Genomic DNA, 23,607 nt, shown 5'->3' with positions numbered 1-23,607 from the left:
TTAAGAAAGAGCTAGAGACTTTTCAGTGAACGTCGATTTCGTCACCACATTCCTCAACCACATTGTTGATTTCATTGCAGCGAACCCAGCTTTTGCTGGCCTTATCTGTTTTATCGTCGCAATGGGCGAAGCTCTCTTCCTGATTGGGCTGGTGTTTCCAAGCACGGTTGTACTTGTGGGTGCCGGAACGCTCATTGGCCTTGGTGAGCTTCCCTTCCTAAGTATCTTTTTATGGACGACAGCAGGCGCCGTAACCGGCGACGCGTTTTCCTACTGGTTTGGCTACTTTTACAAAGACAAAGTGCGCACCATCTGGCCATTAAGCCGATATCCGGACTGGCTGCAGCGCGGTGAAGATTATTTTGCCAAACACGGCGGCAAGAGCATTTTTATTGGCCGGTTTGTGCCGGGTGTGAAGTCTGTCGTGCCCGGAATTGCCGGTATGGCGGACATGAGTTTTGGTCGATTTACGTTTTTCAACGTGACATCTGCTTTTGCCTGGGCCGCAATTCATCTGATCCCGGGTGTGATGGCTGGCTCTGCTTTGTTTGCAATTGGCGAGTTCAATACGCGTCTGGCGATTATTCTCGGTGGCTTGCTGCTGGTTCTTTTGATTGCCGTGGCCCTGATCCGCTGGCTGATCATGTTTATTCTGCCAATCGTTGGTGGGTCCCATCAGGCAACGGTCAATTGGCTTGCCCGCCGTCCAGATCGCTTCAGCCAATGGGTTGCGCGAACGTATGACCCTGAAAACCCACGCAGTGTGGGAATGCTGGTGTCTGCGTTCTTCCTGCTTGTGACGCTGCCCGGATTCATCTGGTTTACAGGCGCTGTGGCGCCCGGAATGCCGATGGCGCGGGCAGATCTTGCGATCAGCAATTTCTTCCAGATCGCCCGGACGCCGATCATCGATAAAGTCATGGTTATGATCACCATGATGGGCGACGGTACGGTTACTGCAACTGTGACGCTGGCTGTTGGGCTGTATCTGTTTGGACGGAAGGCTTGGCGCAGAGCGACGGGCTTTGTTATTGCGATTGTCAGCTCCTCAATCTTTGTGGTGATCACCAAAGCATTGATTGGCCGCGATCGTCCGATTGAGCTGTATACCGGCGCGGATTCATTTTCGTTCCCATCCGGGCACGCAACGATCAATACGGTTCTGATTGGTGTGATTGCAGTTCTGGTGGCTCATGAGCGCTCTCGTCTGAGCAAGACAGTCATCTATTCTGTAGCGGCAACCTTTGCAATTTTGATCGGGTTCTCGCGGGTTTATCTCGGCGCGCACTGGCTTTCGGACGTGCTGGCAGGCCTCTTATTCGGCTCCGGTACGGTCTTCTTCTTCTCGTTTGTGTTTGGGCATATTCACAACGAAAAAGTTGGCAGGACTGCGCTGACGATCATTTCACTGAGCGCTTTGGCAATTGCTTCTGTCTGGCACATCAGCACCAATTATCCGACCGCTGCTGAGGCATATGAGCCGCGCAGTGAATCCGTTGTGATCCAGAAATCCAGCTGGCGCTTGCAGGACTGGCGTTTGCTGCCTGCCAAGCGTGTATCCATTACGGGTGAGTTGGAAGAGCCGATTACGCTGCAATGGTCCGGCACGCCGGAACAGTTGGAGCAGCAGTTGACAGAGCTTGGCTGGCGCAAGGCCCCAGAATGGTCTGTTCCAACGGCGACTGGCTACCTGAAGGGCGAAACACCTGCTGGCGAACTGCCTCCGGTACCACACACCAATGCAGGTTTTCTGCCTGCGCTGACGATGGTTTACGAAAGCGATCAGGACCACAGACAGGTGTTCTGGCTCTGGGAAACCCGATTCAAACTCTCCGATGTGAACGGAGAGATCTCCAATCTGTATATCGGTGGTGCGCTGGACGAAGAAACCGTCCGTCTGTTTGGTGAGTTTTCAGGTCTGAAATCTGAAGATGAAATTCCAGTGGATCTTCACATGTTCAACCAGCTACCGAATGCAGAAGAGAAGCGCAGGTGGGATGGTAGCTCTGTGGTAATCGCGGGGCCTTAAAGCAGGCCCTGCTATGCTTTTTCCTGAGGAGCGCAATAAAGGCCGTAGAGAGTTTGCAACACGGATTCCACTTCGGCACTTGCCAGAGAATAGTAAATTGTCTGGGCGCTACGGCGGGTGGAAACCAGATTGCTGGCACGCATCTTGGCAAGGTGTTGTGACAGCGCAGACTGACTAAGATTAACAGCTTCTGCAAGTTCACCTACAGTACATTCGCTCTGTACCAGTCGACACAACACCATCAAGCGCTTGGGGTGCGCCATGTTAGCAAGAAGCCGCGAAGCTTCCTCAGCGTTTTCTTCTAAGTCTTCAAAATTTGCATCAATCAAAGCTCGAACCCTAATCTTTAATGTTATTAGCAGCAGGCCATTTATAGGATGTGGGCCATAAAAGCAGCGTCATTATTCTTGGTCCCCATACATAAAGAAGAACATGAAACATGCAAGTAGCTGGACTGCTCTAACCAAATTTGTCGTCCTTTTCTTGTCGGGACAACCAGAATATTATGCTCTCCTGCAATAATTCTAGCATAATGTGGCGGGTCTATGTTAATAGCCCGATCAAACCGAGCCTCAGAGACTATTCCAGTAGAATTAATTGAAGCTGCCTGCTTTTGTGCTGGATTTCTCGAAGGCAAACTTCTTCAAGCTTGTTTTGCGCGTATCCTAAATCGAAAAACGGTTTCTGATTTTCTGGGACACGCAAAAAACACATGATGAAATCAGCAGAACCGGCTTCGGACACTCTGCTCATTCGAAAGATCACTTTTTGACCGACTTCGACAAACTTGGTGTTGCAAAACCATTTCAGATCGCCCTGAAATCTAAAGGTTATGACGAGCCAACACCTATTCAGGAAAACGCTATTCCATACATTCTGGATGGCAAGGACCTGCTTGGTCTTGCGCAGACCGGAACGGGTAAAACCGCAGCTTTCGCAGTGCCGCTTCTTCAGCGCTTGCTTGAGAGCCGGTATCGCGCAGCGCCAAAGAGCGTGCGCAGCCTTATTCTGACGCCAACCCGCGAGCTGGCGGATCAGATTTCAAAGAACATCAAGGCCTATTCAGGTCGCACCAAAATGTACTCCAGCTGCGTTGTTGGCGGTGTACCGTTTCCTCCGCAGTTTCGTGCTTTGCAGCGTGGGTTGGATGTGCTGGTGGCGACACCGGGCCGTCTGCTCGACTTGCACCGCAAGAACGGCGTCAGCTTTGATGAACTAGAGATTTTCGTTCTCGATGAAGCGGACCAGATGCTGGATCTCGGCTTTATTGCAGAGCTGGAAGAGATTGCTTACCTGCTGCCGAAAAAACGGCAGACACTGCTGTTCTCAGCAACTATGCCTGCTGAAATTCGTGAGTTTGCTGGCCGCTTTTTGAGTGATCCTGTTGAGGTGAGCACTGCGCCGCCAGCAACAACGGTTGAGGCCGTTATTCAGAAGATCGCGCATCTGGAAGATAACGCCAAGTATCCGCTGCTGAAAACACTGCTGGAAACTGAAGAGTGCGAACGCGCGCTTGTGTTCACACTCACCAAAAAGGGCAGCGCGCGGCTTGCTGCACGGCTAAATTCTGACGGTGTGCCAGCGGAAGCTATTCATGGTGACATGTCTCAGGCGGAACGCCAGAAGACGCTGGACAAGTTCAAGGGCGGCAAACTGAAAACCCTTGTTGCGACTGATGTTGCAGCTCGCGGGATCGATGTTTCAGACATTTCGCATGTGATCAACTTTGACATGCCGAATGCGACTGAGAACTACGTGCACCGCATTGGCCGTACAGCGCGTGCGGGTAAGAGCGGAAACGCAATTACGTTCTGTCTGCCTGAAGATCGAGGAATGCTACGTGCAGTTCAAAAACTGATCGGCAAGAAGATCCCCGAAATGGATGGATATACCTTCTTTCCATCAGACCGTGAGCCGAAAAGCGCGCGCAGCAATGCACAATTGGCTGGAAAGAAACAGAAGCTGGGTGGGCAGCGCAAAGGCCCGGGCGGCGGTAAGTTCGCTCAAAAGCCAAAGAGCAAATCTTCTGCCAAGCCGGGTAAAAAGGCACCACCACGTCGTTCGCCGAGCAAGTCATCTGACGCGTCCTTAGCACCAGCTTCCGGTGGTGGCGTTTATCTCAAGCGTAAGAAGCCTTAAGTCTTCGCTTAATGCCAAGTCTTAAGACAGCGCCGAGTGTGGCCTCTCACGGATTGGAAGTGAAACTCCAATCCGGTGGTCGCAGCGGTGTGTTAATGATTGTTTTCTCTCAGGTCCGGATACCCTCTGGTAAATTCGGACTGGAGCGTTTGTTTGCCAAGACACAGCATTCCTGCGTCTTTCTGAATGATATCCAATCACAATGGTATCTGAGAGCAGAGCAGGACATTGACCGTGCAATTGACGACGCGATTGCGCAGGAGAACCCAGAGCGCGTTGTTTATTACGGCGCATCCATGGGGGCTTATGGCGCGCTGATGACTGGCCTGCGGCGCCAGGACGGTGAGATTTTTGCATTTTCGCCAGAGTTGAGCTTGGGCATGGCAGGTTCGCAGAGTGCTGCATACCTGGAGTGTCCTGCTCCTGAAAAGGCGGATTTGCTGGCGCTTCTATCAGGGAGTATGAAGTATCCGGTTCACATCCTCTTCGGGCTGTTCGATTGGATTGACATGACCGGATACCTTGCCATGCAGCGATTGCCGCATTGTGAGAAGCGTTTCTGTTATGGGGTTGCAGGGCCGCATGCTTTGCATGACCAGCTCTACTCTCTCAACATCGTGCGCCAGCTGATCAAGACGTTTCAGCGCGATATTTCTGAGCTGCTATCTGCACGAGGGCTCCTTATTACGCCAAGCCTTGCTGACTGCACAAAGTTTGTTGGTTTGGGGCAGGCGCTTGCAGAGAACGCTCCGATGTATCTGCCAGATGTATCGAGATCGCTCTCTGATAATCCGGGCTACGGGCTGCTAAGGGCGGAACATTTTGCGTTGCAAGGAAAGCCCCAAAGGGGTGCTGAACTGCTTCAGGAATGGGATATTGCCTTGAAAGATGATGCCGTACTGAAGACGACACCAAAGCGTTGGCGCAAGAGCTTCTTGATCCGTGCAGCAGAGTTGTATTTGAGCTGCGCTGAGCGAGCGAAAGCTCAGGAAGCGCTTACTGACTGCGTAGCACAGTTTCCGATTGATGAGCGGATGCTGCAGTTGGCGGCCGAGTTGGAATTCGTATTACCTGAAACCCAATGAGGCCCTGATCTAATCTTGGATTGAAATTGTTTGGCAACTTGATAAGATCACTAAGAACAAAGTGGGAACGACTTCATGGAATTTGTGAAAGGCTCAAATCGCGTTCAACTGGATGATCCACTGGTCGATGGTCGTCAGTCCGAGCGTGCTTTGAAAATCCAGCGTGGGGTACAGCGCTATTTGCGAGTGTTGGGTTACACGAGCTTGCCAGAGATCACATTGGCCTCGGGCCGAAGAGCGGATCTGGTGGTTCTTGGCAAGAAGTCCGAGATTTGGATTATCGAGATCAAGTCATCCATTGAGGACTTCAAAGCAGACAACAAATGGCATGAATATCGCGATTATTGCGACCGACTGTTTTTCGCCACCAGCCCGGATGTTCCGCAAGAGATCTTTCCGGAAGAAACCGGCTTTATTCTGGCTGATGACTACATGGCAGAAATCATTCGCGAAGCACCGGAACACAAGCTCTCTGCTGCCACCCGTAAAGCGGTAATTTTGCGATTTGCGCAGGCTGCAGCGAACAGACTGCACGATCTGACTGACCCGAACCAGAGAAACCTACGCATTCCACGAAGAGGTGCTTTAAACCTCACATACTGACAACTGACCTTGAGGCCTTATTGCGCTGCTATCAAGCCTCAAGGTTGGCAGAGAGCAAAGACTATTTACTCATCTGCTTGGACAGTTCACAGGCCTACCTACCTACCAACACTCAAATTGTGAGTTGAAGGCATCGGGTCTACGGAAGAAGCTAACCCATTGTAAAAGCTTATTTTTTAGAGCATAAAACAGTTCTTGCTCAAACGTTGAACGATGTTTTGACACAGCGCGGCGCTAGTAAGCCAAGTAAACTTTGATGAAGTTCAGGTAAATTTTACTGCCAGATAAGCATGATGTGGTTTTTTATTTTCTTTTATTCTCAATAAATCTCAATTTCATAAAATACCTTTACTCCAATTAAAGCTAAGAATAGTATTATGTTGCCATACTTCTACCTTTGCAACTTTCGACAGAGCAACACCCGAGAGGTTGCTTAATTGCATGATTACATTCAACTTACTGTCGCCCAGTCAGCATTGGGTGTTAACAACCAGTCCAATCCTATAATGTAAGCCAAGTCTTACAGGAAGCCTGATGAAAAAGTAAACCAGCAACTTAAGAGTGCGTAGTCTGAGCCAATTGGAGCATATTGAACTTCAAAATGCCGATAGCCTCAGATAACTTCCCGACTGCAGAAAACTCAATAAACGAAGGCCGTCGTACTGGTGCTGCCCTAACTACACCCCGTCCGAAACCGATTAAGAACTTAACCAGATTAGAGTTTATAATTCGTGCTAAACTGCTTCATTTTGCGTGACCATTCAGAGCAGAGTAAAGTCATCAAGCAGGAACTGCATTATTGTATCGTTCCCGCGGACCCTCAAACCCGTCAATGCACGCCATGAGAAGAACCGCATAGCCTTGCGCCTAAAGCCTAGTTTCGCAGAAACAAGAAAGATCAAATAGCCAACATGCTTCAAGGTCAAGCACCTGTACGGCGCAATTGTGGGCCATTTTTTCGTTCCTTAAAAGGCGAAAGCCCAGCAGGATAGGTGAAGCCAAACCACAAATCTTACTAAGACATATTTAGCAATTTTCTTAATTAGCTTGAATTAGAAAAACAGTATAGCAAGTCGCTAGAAAATATAGTAATTAGGCGCTTCAGTTAACCAAGCATTTTAATTATTTTTTGTGTTAACGTTGTTATCAGTGCGTCTTTAAGCCGAGTTTGAAGTTATTGAAAGATAGAGAAAAAGCCAAACAGTTAAGAAATATTGGATACAACTATTTTGGACCAATATTGGTAGACTTTTGTCGATGGTTACATTCCGAGCGAAAAATAATAGAATATAACAACATTTTATTATTTGTTGCACGCGACGGACATCTACTAAAGAGAATCTACAACACTCTGTATCCGGAGGAGAGTTGTGAATACTTTCTTGCATCTCGGATATCTCGGCATTTCTCTGAATTGACTTCAATAGAGAAAGTTGCTGCGGAATTACGCAGCAGTGCTTCTGATTATTCTTATCGTAATGCATTAAAGATTTGGTACGACTTAAAACTGCCATTATTCTTCAATTTACAGCATCCAAAAGAAAAAGAAGGGCATGCAAGACACCATTTGAGCTTTTATGATTTTGCAATACAACATTCCGATTTAATTTTTGAAAAAGCACTTATTCATCGCAAAAAATATTTAGAATATACCCAGAGGATCATCGGTAGCAAGCACCCGATTATCGTAGACATTGGATACAAGGCAAGTACACAAGCTTTTTTGAGCGATTTACTCGAGCATGATGTTTCTGGATTGTACATGGTTACGCATAAAGAAGCGATGCGCGTCTGCAAAGATTCTGGACTGATCCGTTCGTACGATGGTTTATTTGTAAGTGCGAAGGACCAAAAGAGTGTAGTTAACAATTACCGGTTTGTTTTTGAAGCAATTTTAACAGCACCATCAGGAGCTTTTGTCGCTTTTGACCAGCTAGGGCAACCTTTATTTGAAAGAGACGTTAGGAGCCAAATTACCAGACAGATAATTTCAAATATTCATAGCGGAATTCTCGACTTTGCAAACGATGCAACTTGCTCAAAGAGAAAAATCGAGCAAATCGAAAACAGCAAATGCAAAGTTAAGTGCTTACTATCATCGCCAACTAAAACCCAAGCACAACTTTTCGAAGGTCTCGAATTCTGTGATAGCTTCAAGACAACTGAGCAGCTTTACATTGTTAGCCCACAAAGCAAACGATTTGATTCATTTTCTTTGTGGGCTGAAGGTCAACTACGCGCTGATGATATTAACCTTTGGGATCCTTGGCGAGCATTTGGGTCAGTATGTGTACCAATTGCAAAGCCCTTTTTACCAAAAGGCCAGTATCTCAGGCTAAAAACAAACTGTCGAAAATTTATATTTGATAAATTATAACACCGTTTCCACGCAATGAGTTTTCTTATTTTGAATTGCGAGTAGCGCTTCTGCAATTTCAAGGTCTTGCTGTGTCTTTATAACATGGCCGGATGTTTGACCAACATCAAAGAAACCAACACGGCCAAAATATGTAGCAGTTCTACCTTCCTTGCGTGCATCTAAAAACGTTTTGCGTCGCCAAGCAGATACTGACCAAGTAATTCTCTGCACGGCTATTAGATCTTGACTATTTGATTTTTCTGCAAACGTAAAATTCACAGGTTGATCTTGAAATGCAATTTCGATCTGATCTCTTATGCAGGAGAGTAAGACATCGTATTTTTTAATTTTGTATTCCTGAGTAAAGCCCCTTAACTCTTCAAAAGTGAGCAACGGAGCGATAGAGTGCACCTGAAACAACGCCTCACATGGATGTTTAAGGAGGAACTCCTCAACGAAATCTTCCGAAGTGGCAACGTTATCTGCTAAAGTCGCTGGCCGCCTGTGAAATTTGGCGCCTTCCTTAATGGCAACTTCTGCAATTTCATCACTTTCAGAGTTCACCCAGACTTCATCAAAACACTGTGCAGCGAAGCACTTACGGATCGCATGCGCAATAAGAGGTCGACCATTCAGAAGGGCAAGGTTTTTCCTCTTTAATCTTTGCGACCCGAGTCGGGCAGGGATCATAGCGATCATCTTATCTTGCGACATGTTTTATTCTCCATTGAGTTCCTCTTCTGCCCAGGAGAGTCTCATTGAAATTTGCTGAGAAGCTTTCAAGGTACTCGGGTGCGCACAGATACTCCTGAGACAATTCGTCGAAAGTTTAGAATCGAGGACTAACCTTCGTGTAATGCCTGAGAAGCTTTGATAGGAGGCTCCAGCTTCCGCTGCAATCAGGCTGGCGGCAGCATCATCCCAAAACTTAGCTTCGAATGAAATCGCAGTTGAGAAAACTCCGGATGCGACATAGCAGATGTGCAAGGCTTGACTGCCTAAGTTCCTAAGTTTTCCAATCGAACGAAGAGCTTTGTAGGCTTCTTTAGATTCGATCAAGCAATCCATAGCACCGGTTGAAACAGCTACAAGTGAAGGGGGTTCGTTAGGAACACGCAAACGATGGCCATTGAGGAAAGCGCCTGCTTCTTTTTGGGCTGAAAAAACATGCGCACGATGTATGTCTGCGACAGCACTTGCTCTCAAAACATGCCCCTCAAACAATGCCGCAGAAATTCCGACAATTGGAATGCCTGAAAGTAGATTATGCGTTCCATCAATGGGATCAATGATCCAAAATGTCTCTTCGGCACCCTCAATTACTCGTTCTTCACTTAAGACCTTGATGTTTGGGGTTAGTTTCTGCAACTCCTGTGTAAGAAACTTATCAACTGTAAAGTCAACATTTGTTACATAGTCACGAAAGGATTTTTCTTGAATGCTAGCTATTGATTGCGAATTGGCGAGAGTAATGCTATTTTGCAAAATTCTTGACAATTGAGTAAGAAACGGCGGCACTATATTTTTCCTTTTACTTGAAACTCAAGTTCTAGAATCCCATCCCGCTGGATGGAAATGCGCGCGCCTTCCTCAATAGATACACAGGGAGTAATCCCACCTGTCGAAATCCACTGTCCAGGTCTGGGTTGGAAATCTTTTTCTAAAGCGCTGAGCAGAAAGCGTCTTGCGCATTCTTCAGCAGGCCAAACGAGTTGATCGCTGGTTCCTTCCGCAAGTTTTTGATCATCTTGAAATAGACAGAGAGAGGCTTCATGCCATGGCTGGATTTGGCTTGATCTTAATGAATAAGGCTTACCAAGGACTAAGAAACCAGCCGCACACCTATCTGCAATTAAAGTTTCGACACCAAACTCAGCAATATTCTCAATCGGAGACGAGGGCATTTCAACTGCAACACACCATTGATCAAACAAGTTTTCAATCGGCACTTCTTGAATAGGTGTCGGGTTCACTGTGCTTGAGATGCGAAATGCAATCTCAACTTCGGCTCTAGATTGAAGAAGTTTCCTTGTTGGCGCTAGAGTGGGAACATGCGCTATTTCAGTGAAATCGAGCGCCCCAAAATAAAGTTCGTCAACTTTGAAAATAGATTGTGTTGATCTAGTAGTCCCGCCCAACTTCCAACCACCAATCTCCAAGTGGTCTTGTATCCCTTGATGACGGATGAGACTATAAGCCTCATCCAAGGATTGAGGGACATTCAGTCCTGACATCTGTACAAATTTTTGGGGCATATTAGCCCTGCGCACATATCTCATTTCAGATGGCCTCAATTATTTGTATGCTTTCAAAGTCAAATTGGCGTTTATGCATCAACGAGTGCGCGGGTTGTATATTCTGCTTTGCCAATTACGGCATCAATTGTAGCAGTCAACCAAATACTGTGAATATTTTCGACGATATTATATGCCATAGATGGGACAAAAAATTTAATGTCACTCAACTGCCTTAGAGGGTTATCGATGGTTTGTGCCGAAAAGGAAATTACTGGCAAGCCTCGGGCCTTAGCATACTTAGCAGCGTTGACAACTGACGGCGACTTTCCACTGACGCTGATCAAGACAACAGCATCTCCGTCATCAGCATAATGTTCAAGCGCTTTTGCTATCCAGTGGTCATAACCAAAATCATTTGCAAAGCAAGTCATTAGATTTGCATCATGAAATGTCACTCCACGGACTTTGCCTTGCTTTGTAAAATCAACTGCACCATGTGCAGCAATCGATGCACTAGCACCATTGCCTGCAAACATTAGCTTATTGTTTGTGGCTTTAACTCGTGACGCTAAACTCGCAAATTTATCTATATTTTCGTAAGCATCTTGTGTAAAAGTAAGTTTCTTATATTCTTCGAAGTATTCATCAAGAAAGCTTTTTGTATTTATTTGCATCAGTTAGTTCCGTTCAGTTTGTTAAAGAGATTTTTTCCTTCATGGCGCTCGAGATCATAAATACGATCAATCAAACACATAACTCGCAACGCTTCGTGAGAGTCACGCCGTTCTGTAAAGCTCTCCTCATTGATAGCGGAAATAAAATTTTTCATTTCATGCTCCCATGAATGATCCACGTCATAGAGGTGCGTCTCTTCATCCTCCCAGTTGGCCGCTGGTGCTTTAGTACGATTTTGAGCAATGGTTAATTGTTCTGCGCCATATGTTCCTGAAGGCGTCTTTAAGCCATTGAGAACCATGTATCCTTTCTCTAAAAACACTTCAAAGGAAAAAAGGTGTCGCCACTGTGTCATGGTAGAGTGCAGTGAAGCACATATACCAGTTTCAGAGCTCCTGAATATAGCAAAGACATTGTCTTCGATATCAGGAATGTTCCAGTACAGACTTGAAACGAAAGCATGCATCTCATCAAAATCCCCACCAACTTGTAAAAACAAGTCCAGCATATGGATACCTTGATCGATAAGAATACCGCCACCCGCTAGCTTCGGATCTGCACGCCAATTCGTAAAATAGTCTTCATCAACTGACTTTCCATAGCGTCCGCGCATCCACAACACACGACCAAACTTCCCACTTTGTATTTCTTCGATCATCCGAAGTGAGCCACCATGGTGACGATGGTTAAAGCCATACATTAAGACTTTTCGCGATTTTTCTTCTGTCGTAATAATCTCTCGAACTTCATCGCCTGAGAAAGCGGGTGGCTTTTCACAAAAAACATGCTTCCCGGCACTTAGAGCAGCAATTGTAAGTTGCTTGTTTAAGTAGTTCGGAGTGCAAATAACTACCGCATCTAAATTAGTGTCATTGATGATTTCATCATAGGTATCGACAAGAAGATGCTTATACTCTTGATTTCCATTAATTTCATATATTTTTGCAGCCTCACCGGCCCCAGACGCAATCAGCGCCTTGTGCCGAATCATGCCCATCTTACCGTAACCGATAATACCGTATTTCATAGTGTTAATACTTCTTCTTTAACTTGCTTTCGACTTAACACGCTATCAAGATTGCGGAGAGTATTCTGATGAACGTTTTCAACTGCTGCGAGAGCATTGTTGGCGTTGTGACTTCCAAGGATTACGTTGTCAAAATTTCGCAAAATGCTATCAACCGGCAACGGCTCAGTATCAAACACATCTAAACCAGCACCAGCAATCTGACCACTTGCTATTGCTTTCTCAAGGGCCCTCTCATCCACTAATTGCCCCCTAGCAACATTAATCAGATAAGCGTTTGATTTCATTTCATTAAGAAATTTTGCATTGATAAGATGATGATTTTCGCTCGTGTAATTGCATGCGAGGCAAATAAAATCACACTCGTTTGCGATTTCTTCTAAGCTCTTCGGCAGTGCTACTGTGCTTGTGAGGGCAACTTCGTCATTTTTTTGCGGGTCAAAGAAATATACACTGGCCCCAAAACTACCAGACAAATCACCGATTCGTTGCCCAATTGCTCCAAAGCCAACGATACCAACTTTAGATTGACTAAGCTCTATTCCCAATGGCTTTGGCCAATGCCCGCGTCGGATATCTCGATCCACTTGTACAAGATGTCTAGATAAAGATAGCATGTAATGAAGAGCGACTTCAGCAACTGCATGAGAGAACGCTCCAGGACTATTAAACACTGGTATTTCAAGGTCTTCTGCAGCATTTCGATCTATGCTATCAACGCCCGTTCCCCATTTTGAGATAACTTTCAAGCGAGGCGATGCAGCTTCTAACACAGTCCGTGTGATTTGGTCATCACCAGCAAGCCAACCATCTACATCCCCAACCAATTTTAGGCAGTCATTCTCTGTAAGAAATTGCTTAACTTTTGGCCAAACCGGTTGATATCCTGAATCCCTTAGTTGTTTATCAAACCTCTCCCGCTCCTTGAGCATCATTATATTGCTCACCAGTACTCTCTTCATACATGCTCCTTAATTGGATTTGGGATTCTAAATAACATGCGTCTTTTACCGTCCTTTAGCAGGTGTTTGTTAGTATAGTGAATAATCTGAACTCGATCACACAAGAGTATTTGCTTTAGGTTTTATAGCTTCTAGCTTCACAAAAATGAGATTAGCTGGAGTCTTGGAGATTAAGATGTATCCAACTCTCTGCAACAACTCCCGAATACGAATGCTGTTAGGGATCTCGCCTTCTGGACTAAGCTCGTCACTCGGCTCGATACAGATTATGGCAGGGCTATAAGTTGTAAAGTCTATTTGTCTTAAGATCCTCAAATCGAAGCCTTCCAGGTCGATAGAAATAAAGTCTGGTGGCTGGTGTGGAAAATGCTTCGCTAATACATCACCTATGTGCTCCGTTGGCACGACCACTTCGCGCAAAGGCTGTGGATCCAACCCACGAAGGGAATGGAACTTTGTAGAAAACTCAAAATCTAAACTAGACAATTCATGTTTTTTATGAAGATAAAGCTTCTGTTCCGTTGTGTAAGTATCTGATAGTGCACACTGAAGAACAACATCCTCTGATCGTACTCTACTAAGTTCGTCACACAGCTCAAGGTTTGGCTCCACAAGTACACCACGATGCCCATCTTTATAAAGGAGCCAAGTATTACTCATATTGATTGGGTGGTTCGCACCTGCATCTAGATAAGTGATTTCTCCGTTTTCGTACCTGTCTGGGAACGCTGCTTGTAAGATGCTTTTTACAATTATGTCTTCCCCAAATTGCGCGAATACACGCACATCAGGCGCGAAGATTGTTGGCAGCTCTGAACGATGTCCTAATATATCATGTAGACTTGCAATGTTAGGCATTGCATTACCGTGAACACTAAGCAGGCTTCCTAACCCAAGACGAGCCCGATGGAGAATTGCATACAAGTCAGAGATAATTTTAGAATCGAGCATCTTTGTCTCTTTCACTCCTTCCAAGAATGGATTGGGATTTGTGGTCCAATCGCATTAAGAATGTTTCTTATGGTAACATTCGCTGGATGTTGAGCACGAGCAAAGAATTTGACAGTATCGTAGCGCATTCGCGTAACATCAGCCTCTTTCATGTGACGTTTAGCAAAGACCCCATACACTCTAACTAGAGATTTCTGACCAAAATTCAGATGGATCTCTTTTTTTACTCCTAGAGGTTGAGTTTTGTTTTTTTGCTGGTCTTTAACTACGATAGCTGGCTTGCTCTTTTGTAGAGCCCGTTCAACACTCGAATACCCTTCTCTCCAGTAACTTGCCTGCGCACTAGAGCCGATAAGGCACATATGATCTTCACCTGTTGCATGACTTCCGAAAGCAACATCTTTAAAGATTAAAGCATCTTCATTTGAAGGACGCATCGTAAATTCAGAAAATACATGGCAAGCACTGGCTGAAGACACTTCTAAATACTTCGTATCCTGCCCAAACATAGCACATACTTCACGGCAAAAATCTAAGGCGCCGGTATGTATGACCTCAATAGTCCTGGCGTCTTTCGGACTAAATTCACTAGGCAAAACAACAGGCTTAATTTCGCTCTTTTCTTCAAATCCAGCGGTAGTGCCAGAGTTTATCTCGGATAATAGCATTTCAATCATTGCAGTTGAAAAGCCAATTGACGAGATCCAACGGTTTCGTGCGGCGGCAAAGAAATTTCGATACTGTAGACCTAAGCTCTCCAACCCTAAAATTTCATGGAAAGAGGCAAAGTACATTCCAAAAACCTTCTTGCCCGTTGCTTTTGCGAGGACTTTTTGAGCACGGCCGCTATATCCAACATCAAATATCCCAACTTTTTCAGTTGGTTTAAACAAGCCACTGTAATACTGAGTACCCAGTTCACGTTGCTTATTAAAGCCAGCAAGAATAGAGTCCCCCAAGTCAATTATTGCTTTTATAAACTTGTCTCGATCATTAACTGGCTTGGTAACATCGATATCGTGTTGCTCAAAATGTGCTTTGAGCGCATCATCAACTTCTAAAAAGTATCGTCGACGAAGAATTTCAATTACTGTTTGTTCTTTATTGAAGTGTAATTTAGAGATGGCAGCGAACGCATCCGCACGAGTTTGAAACTGAAATGGGATACAAGCAGCCCGTGAGATCCGTATATAGTTTGTACGAGGGACTCCATCTTCGAATTTCTCTAATATTTTTAACGCTTTTAGGGGTAAATAACCATCACGAGCTACAAAGCCAATTACATCGAGTTGCTGACTCTTAGCTTCCCTTAAAATCCACTTTACTAGTGTAAAGATGAGTGGTCCACCTGCATAAAATCCTAAGATATATGGATTACCATTGGAAATGGAATTGTTGTTCCAGCCCGCCCTAGGCTCAGTAGCAAAATGCTTGTTCAGAATAAATCCGAGCATAATTCGCATTGATGGCTCTAAACGTTCAATCTTTCCAACCCAAATTCGATGATTGACCCGTTTACCAGAGAAGAATAAATCTACAGTCTTAGGTATATGATACGATCTAACTCCAAGCTGTGCAGGCTTTTTCACATCAGCATGGAGGTTGTCACCAATATGAAGCATCTGATTGGGTTTGATGTTTAGATCAGCGAGTACGTGACTAAATAGCGAACCACTACCTTTCGATAACCGTATCTCTGATGACACGTAATATCGCTCAATCCCCTCATAGCCATTCCTACGTAAAGCATTTATCAGCAATTCAGATGGTAAATAAACATCAGAAATAATAATTACACGCTTACCATACGCAACAGCCAAATCAAAAAGAGGCTTGATATTTTGTCTTGCCCTTAAGTATTTCAACTCTATGTCTAATTCAATTTTCTTTATTGCGATTATTTCTTCGACACCGACTCCTGCAACCTCTCTAAATACTGAGTAAATTTCGTCAATATTTACGTCTTCATAGTGTACAAAGTCCGTCTTCAGCCGATCTCTCGCTTGTTGCTCCGCCCAGGTCCGCATTTCACAGAATGGAAAGTTGATATCCCCTAAGTGTTCTTGCACTCTTTTTTCTACCAAATAGAAAAGATCAGTCGGCTTGAGTACTGGACGATCTAAAAGGGTATCAAAAACATCGAAGCTGACAGTATCAATGCTCGGATCTTTAATAAGTTTAATTACATTGTCCATGGAACAAAGCTGAGCCTCTATTTTGTTTTGAACTCTTCAAAAGTATTTTCTTGGATGGTGTTCACTATTATCGACGCTAGTTGTTGGAGTGAGCGAGCAGGCACCTCATCCGGCGAATAGACATCGTGCTGATAGAGGTAATATTTCAACAACCGAGCAACATGATCTGACCACATTTTCCTTTTGATTGTTAACTCGAAACCCGCAAAAGCACTTTGGAACTGCATTTCGACGTCTTCAATCACCGTAGCTTGGTATATTGCTCCTGAATGTCGAAGATGATTAAATCCTAGCATCACGACAGGTTTCTCTCTTATCAAGGCGACATAAGAGGTTTGCGATAATACTGTAGCAACCACATCTGCGACATCGATACATTCATTTATGTTGTAATCTGAAACGACCAAGCAATTTTCGCCTGTAGAAAGCTCAACTGCTCTATCGTAAAGTGGGTGCGGTTTATAAAGAACAAACCAGTTATTGTTTCTTGCAAGACTTAGAATATATCGCCCAGCCTCGTCAGCATTCTTGAAGATTGGTGAATGATGTACGCGAGTGTCCTGCGTATAAGGAAAAGTTCCCGAGGCAGCGTCATTGTGCCCCGCATAAAGAATCACTTTACGCCCTCTTGACTTCTCCGCAACTAACTTCGAGAGGTTTCTATAAGGCGGCAACTCTTTTCTGTTAATTCCGGTTGTCTTGAAATAGTTTAACGTGTCCTCTGCAAGAGTTAGATCAGCTTTGCAAATGGGCAGTTTGTTGAATGCATCTGATTTTTGAACTACAGCGCTTTCACCCATTTGCCCACAAAAGTCAAAACTTAACGTTCCGGGAAGAGCCCCGTACTCTAGATACCCAATTGGAATGCCATATTGCTTGCATACTGCGGCCACTATTTGAGAAAGTGGGTGGAAGCTGTTCCAGACCAATACCAAACTCGGTTTAGCGACCCTGATTGCCATCGCAGAAAAATAATATGCGGTGTCTAGAGCACATCGAATAATATTAGTGTCAGCTAAGCCGGTGCCATTAGAAACGGCCGTTTTTAGATTCTCAATTAAAACATCTATATTTGGTATATTTTTATTACTCTCACCATCTCGAGCAGCTGGTAGTTGAGTTCTTGGATTATACCAAATTTCTGGTGGTGATTTAATTAGATTGCCATACAGAAGGTCGAGGTGCGACCACTCTTTGCGATTAATTAATGTTGAAACAAAATGCAATTCATACGGCACCAAATGTTGGGCTAACTTGTCGATTGAGGAGTAAATATCTCTTACTCCGCAATAATCAAATACTAATACTGAGTTATTCTGTCCGCTAGGCTTGTCTAAAATTTTTTTTAAGTTTGAATCGTAAAAAAAATCTGAGAATTTGCTGATATTGTGCATGTTTTACGTTCGCATGAGTGGACCCTGTTAACGATGATGTATGAGCAATTTATATGCGACTGTTCAATAAAAATGTGAGATATCCCCCATTTTCTTTATTCATTACTTGCTTGATTTGTTCAGAGTTGTGTAACCGGGATGGCAGCTAAAGCCTTAAAAAGTTTCTATTTAACAATCCAAGGGGGAGCAGTTGCAAATTGCGATTTTTAGTAGCGGTCTCTGGCAAAACAAACATGAGATTGCGCAATTAACTGGCCTCAATCCTGTTTTCTGCAGAGCCCAGGGTCCCATCCCAGCAAACCTGACTGCTATCTGTGGCTGGGGCTACAAGGAATCAGCAATTACTGCAAGAAAAATTGCTGCTGATTTACAGCTACCATACTGGGCAATTGAAGATGGCTTCATACGAGCCATAATGCCTGGGATCGCAGAGCCTTCAATATCAATGCTCGTAGATCGGAGTAGAATTTTCTACGACTCGACACTTCCAAGCGATTTACACAAAAAAATTGCTTTATGTAGTGGCGAGTCAACCGACAAAAAAAATCAAGCTCAACACGTGATCGACTTGCTAACGACAAGCCATATTACAAAATATAACAATTTTGATCCTGATGTTATCCCTGAATGCCTCAATAAAAAAAGGTATAATAAGAAGATTTTAGTCATCGACCAGACGTTTGGTGATGCTGCTATTTCTGGAGCTGGTGCGTCTCTCAATACTTTCGTATCAATGGTAAATTATGCCCTCGAAAACGAAGCAAATGCAGAGATAATAATTAAGACGCATCCCGATGTCGCAGCAGGTTTGAAACGAGGGCTAATTGACATTTCACTTCAAGATGATCGTGTTACTTTATTGACACAAAAGATATCTCCATGGCGACTTTTTGAATACGTTTCAGAAGTTCATACTGTTTCGAGTCAGCTTGGACTAGAGGCTGTTTTATTTGGTCATAAAGTTCATTGCTGGGGCCAAGCCTTTTATTCTGGATGGGGATTAACAACTGATCATTTTAATGGCAACTCTACTCCGAGAGTAAAGCAAGATAGACATCAATTGGCAAAGGTAATTTACCTCGATTACTTAAAGTACTTCGATCATTGGAATCGTGAACTTATCGATTTTGATACTGCGATTGATCAAATCGTATATCTAAGAGAAAAATATCTGCTGCATCCTTACAAGGTTTATGGCTTCTTGCCGCGCCTTGCTCAAAAAGCACTTTATACCAATCTATTTCGCCCAAAAAAACGAATATAAATCAGATGTTTATAAAATATTTCTCTTAAGATCCTAGATATAACAAACGCGCACAGCCCTGTGTAGTATTCATAACAAGGATTTAATGAGTTAAGTGCTACCCCTATGTTGAATATTTTAGATTTACTAAAATTTATTGTAAATTTTCAATTAGATTAAGCAAGTATAGCAACCAAATCATCAATCAAAACAAATAAAATTAATTGATTGATTGAACGAAAGCCTAACATCATGGGCCCTATTAACTTAAACATGAAAGTCACAAAGACTGACTTTTTTAATATGGTTGACAAATACACTGCTCGGGATGTTGCGGCGCTTTATAATTATAGCAAACCTCCCAACTATCAAGAATGATAGTAGTATAGACCAAAGTACCGATATGATTAGTCAGTACCGTGTGCCGTCTACCTTTTCGAGTACACGGATCTTTCAGGCTCCATAGTCATGATGAGAAACGGTATACCATCAGCAAAGCAAAGGCGCTAACACAATCAATACTAGCAAAAGCTCTTCAAATTATAAACTGACTTCATGGACATACAGTCCATCAAGCACATAGATGTGCGTCGTTTTCTTTTATGGCCCCTGCCTTCCTTTTCAGGCAAAGTTTTATCGCATCCGCCCAAAAAAATAGCATGAATATCGCGATTATTGCGATCGATTGTTTTTCGCCACCAGCCCGGATGTTCCGCAAGAAATCTTTCCGGAAGAAACCGGCTTTATTCTAGCTGATGACTACATGGCAGAAATCATTCGCGAAGCACCGGAACACAAGCTCTCTGCAGTCACCCGTAAAGCCGTAATTTTGCGATTTGCGCAGGCTGCTGCGAACAGACTGCACGATCTGACTGACCCGAACCAGAGAAACCTGCGCAGGGGATAAACTGGGGAAGAACCTCAGCAAGCCTCTGCGTTTCAATGTTATTTTCTGAGAATGTCTTTGGGGGAGTTAAGCGTCCAACATACTCACCAGAATGTTCAGGTTTCCGTTTTGGGAAAGGCTGACTAACATCGAAACATAATTCAGCTCATCTGCATTAGGGTGAGTGGAAAATGCGTTAGACATTTTTGCTGTGTCATTTCCGGGAGAGTTGAGGGCTTTCGGGCGTGTGATGTGTTTCTGGGGAGGGGCGCAATGAAATTTGATTATGTGATTGTTGGAGGCGGCTCAGCAGGGTGTGTGCTTGCAGCCCGACTTACAGAAGACCCTTCAGTAACCGTTTGCCTGCTTGAGGCTGGTGGTGAAGGAAAGTCCGTTTTGGTGCGAGCACCCCTTGGTATTGCAGCGATGGTTTCGGCAAAGCCCTTTGCCATCAACAATTGGGCTTTTAACTCAGTTCCACAAACAGAGCTGAACGACAGAACCACATTCCATCCACGTGGCAAGGCTTTGGGTGGTTCCAGCGCAATCAATGCGCAACTTTATATCCGCGGCCAAAAACAGGATTATGATGGCTGGGTGGAGCAGGGTGCAGAAGGGTGGTCCTTTGATGATGTGCTGCCCTACTTCAAAAAAGCCGAATGCAATCAGCGCGGTGAAAGCGGGATGCATGGAGCTGATGGGCCTTTACACGTTTCAGAGCAGCGTTCGCCTCTTCCAATCTCGCACGCCTTTTTAGCAGCAGCTGAAGGCAGACAGATTAAGCGCAACAATGATTTTAACAGCGGTGATCAGGAGGGTGTTGGGCTTTATCAGGTCACGCAGTTCCATGAGGATAATAAAAAAGGCGAGCGCTGTTCTGCTGCTGCTGCCTACCTTCACCCTGTTATGGATCGCTCCAATCTGACTGTGATTACTCATGCACGCAGTACTCGGGTGTTGTTTGAAGGTAAGAAAGCCGTTGGTGTTGAATACAGCCGGAAGGGCAAACTTGCGACGGTGAAAGCAGGTCGTGAGGTTATTGTCTCAGCAGGCGCTTTCCAGTCTCCGCAACTGCTCATGCTTTCTGGCGTTGGACCTGCCGATGAGCTGGCGAAACACAACATTGCGGTGCTGCATGATCTGCCTGGTGTGGGCAAGAACCTGCAGGATCATCTGGATTACACCATCAGCTATCGCTCCAATAAGACGGATATGTTGGGGTTAGGGCTTAAGCCGGGCATTCAGCTGATCAAGGAAATTATGCGTTGGCGAAAGGACGGGTCTGGCATAATTGCTTCTCCCGCGGCTGAGGGCGGAGCTTTTTTGAAGACCAGCCCGGAGCTGGACAGGCCTGACGTGCAGCTGCATTTCGTCATCTCTATCATTGATGACCATGGTCGGAAGCTCTATGGCGGATACGGATTTGGCTGCCACGTTTGCGTTTTGCGGCCAAAATCAAGCGGGGAAGTCGGGCTCAACACAGCAGATCCGATGGATGCACCCCGAATTGACCCGAAATATCTGACAGATCCAGAAGACATGGATGTGTTGGTCAAGGGTATCCGCATGACACGGGATATTCTGGAAGGGCCAGAGCTCTCTGACTACCGGGAGGACATGCTCTACGAGTTTGGCCGTGATGAGCGCAGCATCAAGCAAGCAGTGCGGGAGAGGGCGGAGACGATCTATCACCCTGTCGGGACTTGCAAGATGGGCACAGATGAGATGTCGGTGGTCGGGCCAGACCTGAAAGTGCACGGGCTGGAAGGATTGCGTGTGATTGATGCTTCTGTGATGCCTTCGCTGATCTCAGGCAATACGAATGCGCCGACAATCATGATCGCCGAGAAAGCTTCAGACATGATCCTCGGAAAGCCGCTTTTGAGCGCTGAACACGAGAGCGAGCAGGTTTCGGCCTAAACAGCAAAAGGCCGGTACGATCATACCGGCCTTCTAACGAGACAGTTTGGCGAACGGGTTAAGCCAGCTCTGCGATCTTTTTAACGAGCTGGCGAGCGACTTCGTCCTTACCCATTTTCGGCCAATCTTCCACGCCGGTATGGGTCACAAGACGGACGGTGTTGTTGTCGCCGCCCATAACGTTATTCTCGGGGCTGACATCGTTTGCTACAATCAGATCTGCACCTTTACGCTCCAGCTTTCCGCGAGCGTTGTTGATCAAATCATTTGTTTCGGCAGCAAAACCAACCACCAGCTTTGGTCGTTTGCCCTGTAAATGTCCTACTGTTTTCAGAATATCCGGGTTTTCGACAAGGCTCAGCGCGGGTGGCAAACCTGTTCCGTCTTTCTTGATTTTCTGATTGCTGTCGTGAGCAACCCGCCAGTCTGCAACGGCTGCAGCCATGATCGCGATATCGGCTGGTAGCGCGCACTCAACGGCAGCCAACATAGCGCTTGCAGATTCAACGCGAATTGTCTCAACGCCTTTCGGGTCTGACAGCACTGTTGGGCCTGAGACAAGTGTCACTTGCGCGCCGGCATTCGCGGCGGCTTCTGCAATGGCGTAGCCTTGTTTGCCGGAGGAGCGGTTGGCGATGTAACGCACTGGATCAATTGGCTCATGGGTTGGACCAGCTGTGATAACAATGCGCTTGCCCTTCAGGGGCTGTTCTTTTGGAGAGAGGAGATCTTCAATCGCGCCAACAACTTCCAGCGGCTCGGACATGCGGCCATAGCCTGCTTCGCCTTTTTCCGCCATTTCACCAGCATTAGGGCCAACAAAATTAAGACCATCTGCTTTCAACTGAGCAACATTGCGCTGGGTTGCCGGGTGGCTCCACATTTTGGAATTCATAGCAGGGGCAACGAGCACTGGCTTGTCGTTGGCCAGTAACACACAGGAGGCCAGGTCGTCGGCCAATCCATGCGCCATCTTTGCCATGATGTTTGCTGTGGCTGGGGCGACGACAACAAGGTCCGCCTCACGCGACAAGCGAATGTGGCCGACATCGTGCTCGGCTTCTCTATCAAACAGCTCGGTGAAGACTGTGTCGCCCGTCAATGCACCAACAGCAAGCGGTGTGATGAACTGAGAACCACCGTTGGTCAGAACTGCCCGAACTTTCGCACCTCGCTCTTGCAGACGGCGGATCAGATCCAGCGATTTGTAGGCTGCAATACCGCCTGTGATGATAAGGAGAATGCGCTTATCTGAAAGCATTTTGAAACCACCTTTTGCGCAGGCTTGATCACCATCAGGCCCGCCAACTCATTTCCTGAGGTATTTCTATACGTTTTCACTCCGGATTTCATTAGTTTCCTAAAGGCCTTTCGTCCCATTGGGTAAATCGCGGTAACACTACAGCCCCATCAGATCCTGAACTTTCCGGGGTGGGGCCATATTTCCTCTTCAGGTTTGTCAAATTGCATCAGCTCGATGAGGTTTCGACCTTCCAGAATGAAGGCAACCCAGACGCCTTTGGCCGGACTTTCAGGAGATAAAATAACGTTCTTGCCTTCAAGAGCTTTGGCAAGATCATCAACCACATAGGCAACATGAGGAGTTGTCTTGATTATCTCGGGGAGAGGATTGTCATCATCAAAGTTCATCCACTCAATTGCATAGGGGCCTTCAAAATAGCCTGTTGCAGTGAGTTTGAGGGTTTTGTTGTGGTGCGTTGCCGGCAGCTTTTCGCTGGTGGGAATGCCGACATGATGAAAGCGTAGTTCCTGCATGGCTCTTTGCCTCTAATGGCGATTTTGCCAATGCAGATTAAGCTTTTCCGATCACCACGGTCCCAAGATAACAGGTGCAATTGAAGAGATCCTTCAGAGCCACACAAAAAAGCCCCGCTCTTGCGA

The 23,607-nt window shown here is 45.5% G+C and carries 19 protein-coding genes and 1 pseudogene; 8 read left to right on the top strand and 12 right to left on the bottom strand.

The genetic code is table 11. From position 1 onward, the window contains the following. The first annotated feature begins 25 nt into the window (after positions 1 to 25). The gene (locus BM231_RS01960) at positions 26 to 2,029 is read left to right on the top strand and encodes a bifunctional DedA family/phosphatase PAP2 family protein (protein ID WP_093516334.1); all 2,004 of its coding nucleotides are present in this window, start codon (positions 26 to 28) and stop codon (positions 2,027 to 2,029) included. 11 nt (positions 2,030 to 2,040) lie between these two features. Here the strand turns inward: BM231_RS01960 and BM231_RS01955 are convergent, their stop codons facing one another. Further along, positions 2,041 to 2,358, bottom strand: coding sequence for an ArsR/SmtB family transcription factor (locus tag BM231_RS01955; RefSeq protein WP_057463148.1), 318 nt, complete (start codon positions 2,356 to 2,358; stop codon positions 2,041 to 2,043). Positions 2,359 to 2,797: 439 nt separating this feature from the next. Here BM231_RS01955 and BM231_RS01950 point away from each other — a divergent pair, with 439 nt between their 5' ends. The 4 genes from BM231_RS01950 to BM231_RS01935 all read left to right on the top strand — a co-directional run bounded on the left by BM231_RS01950 (position 2,798) and on the right by BM231_RS01935 (position 8,233). Then, positions 2,798 to 4,168 (top strand): DEAD/DEAH box helicase, encoded by a 1,371-nt coding sequence (locus BM231_RS01950; protein WP_093516332.1) that lies wholly within the window; start codon positions 2,798 to 2,800, stop codon positions 4,166 to 4,168. 11 nt (positions 4,169 to 4,179) lie between these two features. Continuing rightward, on the top strand, positions 4,180 to 5,253 hold the full coding sequence (locus BM231_RS01945; RefSeq protein ID WP_208859995.1) for an alpha/beta hydrolase: 1,074 nt from the start codon (positions 4,180 to 4,182) through the stop codon (positions 5,251 to 5,253). A gap of 75 nt (positions 5,254 to 5,328) precedes the next feature. Next, on the top strand, positions 5,329 to 5,856 hold the full coding sequence (locus BM231_RS01940) for an MmcB family DNA repair protein (RefSeq protein WP_093516330.1): 528 nt from the start codon (positions 5,329 to 5,331) through the stop codon (positions 5,854 to 5,856). Positions 5,857 to 7,024: 1,168 nt separating this feature from the next. Next, entirely contained in the window at positions 7,025 to 8,233 is a 1,209-nt protein-coding gene (locus BM231_RS01935) for a hypothetical protein (protein ID WP_139226330.1), read from the top strand. On the opposite strand, the gene BM231_RS01930 is transcribed toward BM231_RS01935, so the two are convergent. The 9 genes from BM231_RS01930 to BM231_RS01890 form a co-directional block, all read right to left on the bottom strand. Then, on the bottom strand, positions 8,228 to 8,929 hold the full coding sequence (locus tag BM231_RS01930) for an acylneuraminate cytidylyltransferase family protein (protein WP_093516326.1): 702 nt from the start codon (positions 8,927 to 8,929) through the stop codon (positions 8,228 to 8,230). The two genes, BM231_RS01935 and BM231_RS01930, sit on opposite strands and share 6 nt — an antisense overlap. Before the next feature lie 3 nt (positions 8,930 to 8,932). After that, a complete protein-coding gene (locus tag BM231_RS01925; RefSeq protein ID WP_159437945.1) occupies positions 8,933 to 9,733 on the bottom strand; it encodes an inositol monophosphatase family protein in 801 nt (266 codons plus the stop codon). After that, positions 9,733 to 10,470, bottom strand: coding sequence for a hypothetical protein (locus tag BM231_RS01920; protein WP_139226329.1), 738 nt, complete (start codon positions 10,468 to 10,470; stop codon positions 9,733 to 9,735). Before BM231_RS01920 ends, BM231_RS01925 begins: the two co-directional genes overlap by 1 nt. Before the next feature lie 71 nt (positions 10,471 to 10,541). Then, a complete protein-coding gene (locus tag BM231_RS01915) occupies positions 10,542 to 11,126 on the bottom strand; it encodes an SIS domain-containing protein (RefSeq protein WP_093516320.1) in 585 nt (194 codons plus the stop codon). After that, positions 11,126 to 12,154: a Gfo/Idh/MocA family protein gene (locus tag BM231_RS01910; protein ID WP_063309041.1), complete on the bottom strand. Its 1,029-nt coding sequence runs from the start codon at positions 12,152 to 12,154 to the stop codon at positions 11,126 to 11,128. Before BM231_RS01910 ends, BM231_RS01915 begins: the two co-directional genes overlap by 1 nt. After that, entirely contained in the window at positions 12,151 to 13,116 is a 966-nt protein-coding gene (locus BM231_RS01905) for a phosphoglycerate dehydrogenase (protein WP_093516318.1), read from the bottom strand. The genes BM231_RS01910 and BM231_RS01905 overlap by 4 nt, the downstream gene beginning before the upstream one ends. 96 nt (positions 13,117 to 13,212) lie before the next feature. Further along, complete coding sequence (locus tag BM231_RS01900) at positions 13,213 to 14,067, bottom strand: FkbM family methyltransferase (RefSeq protein ID WP_093516316.1); 855 nt, start codon at positions 14,065 to 14,067, stop codon at positions 13,213 to 13,215. A gap of 11 nt (positions 14,068 to 14,078) precedes the next feature. Continuing rightward, on the bottom strand, positions 14,079 to 16,262 hold the full coding sequence (locus tag BM231_RS01895) for an HAD family hydrolase (protein ID WP_093516314.1): 2,184 nt from the start codon (positions 16,260 to 16,262) through the stop codon (positions 14,079 to 14,081). A 17-nt stretch (positions 16,263 to 16,279) separates the two neighbouring features. Then, complete coding sequence (locus tag BM231_RS01890) at positions 16,280 to 17,656, bottom strand: hypothetical protein (protein ID WP_093516312.1); 1,377 nt, start codon at positions 17,654 to 17,656, stop codon at positions 16,280 to 16,282. A gap of 190 nt (positions 17,657 to 17,846) precedes the next feature. Between BM231_RS01890 and BM231_RS01885 the strand changes: the two genes are divergently transcribed. The 3 genes and pseudogenes from BM231_RS01885 to BM231_RS01875 all read left to right on the top strand — a co-directional run bounded on the left by BM231_RS01885 (position 17,847) and on the right by BM231_RS01875 (position 21,705). Beyond that, positions 17,847 to 18,920 carry a capsular polysaccharide export protein, LipB/KpsS family gene (locus BM231_RS01885; protein ID WP_093516310.1) on the top strand — a complete coding sequence of 358 codons (1,074 nt, stop codon included), beginning with the start codon at positions 17,847 to 17,849 and terminating at the stop codon, positions 18,918 to 18,920. A 640-nt stretch (positions 18,921 to 19,560) separates the two neighbouring features. After that, a pseudogene (locus tag BM231_RS01880) lies at positions 19,561 to 19,806 on the top strand (MmcB family DNA repair protein); the annotation flags it as partial. Between the two features lie 252 nt (positions 19,807 to 20,058). Beyond that, positions 20,059 to 21,705, top strand: a complete 1,647-nt coding sequence (locus BM231_RS01875; protein ID WP_093516308.1) for a GMC family oxidoreductase — start codon at positions 20,059 to 20,061, stop codon at positions 21,703 to 21,705. A 58-nt stretch (positions 21,706 to 21,763) separates the two neighbouring features. Here BM231_RS01875 and coaBC read toward each other — a convergent pair whose 3' ends face one another. Both coaBC and BM231_RS01865 read right to left on the bottom strand, forming a co-directional pair. Then, positions 21,764 to 22,966, bottom strand: a complete 1,203-nt coding sequence (coaBC, locus tag BM231_RS01870) for a bifunctional phosphopantothenoylcysteine decarboxylase/phosphopantothenate--cysteine ligase CoaBC (RefSeq protein ID WP_093516306.1) — start codon at positions 22,964 to 22,966, stop codon at positions 21,764 to 21,766. Between the two features lie 149 nt (positions 22,967 to 23,115). Further along, positions 23,116 to 23,481, bottom strand: coding sequence for a VOC family protein (locus BM231_RS01865; RefSeq protein ID WP_063309033.1), 366 nt, complete (start codon positions 23,479 to 23,481; stop codon positions 23,116 to 23,118). Positions 23,482 to 23,607 lie beyond the last annotated feature (126 nt).

The sequence above is a fragment of the Pseudovibrio ascidiaceicola genome (assembly GCF_900114245.1).
In the GTDB taxonomy this organism is placed as follows: Bacteria; Pseudomonadota; Alphaproteobacteria; order Rhizobiales; family Stappiaceae; genus Pseudovibrio; species Pseudovibrio ascidiaceicola.
The sequence above is the reverse complement of the archived record's forward strand: the minus strand, read 5'-3'. Positions and strand labels throughout refer to the sequence as shown.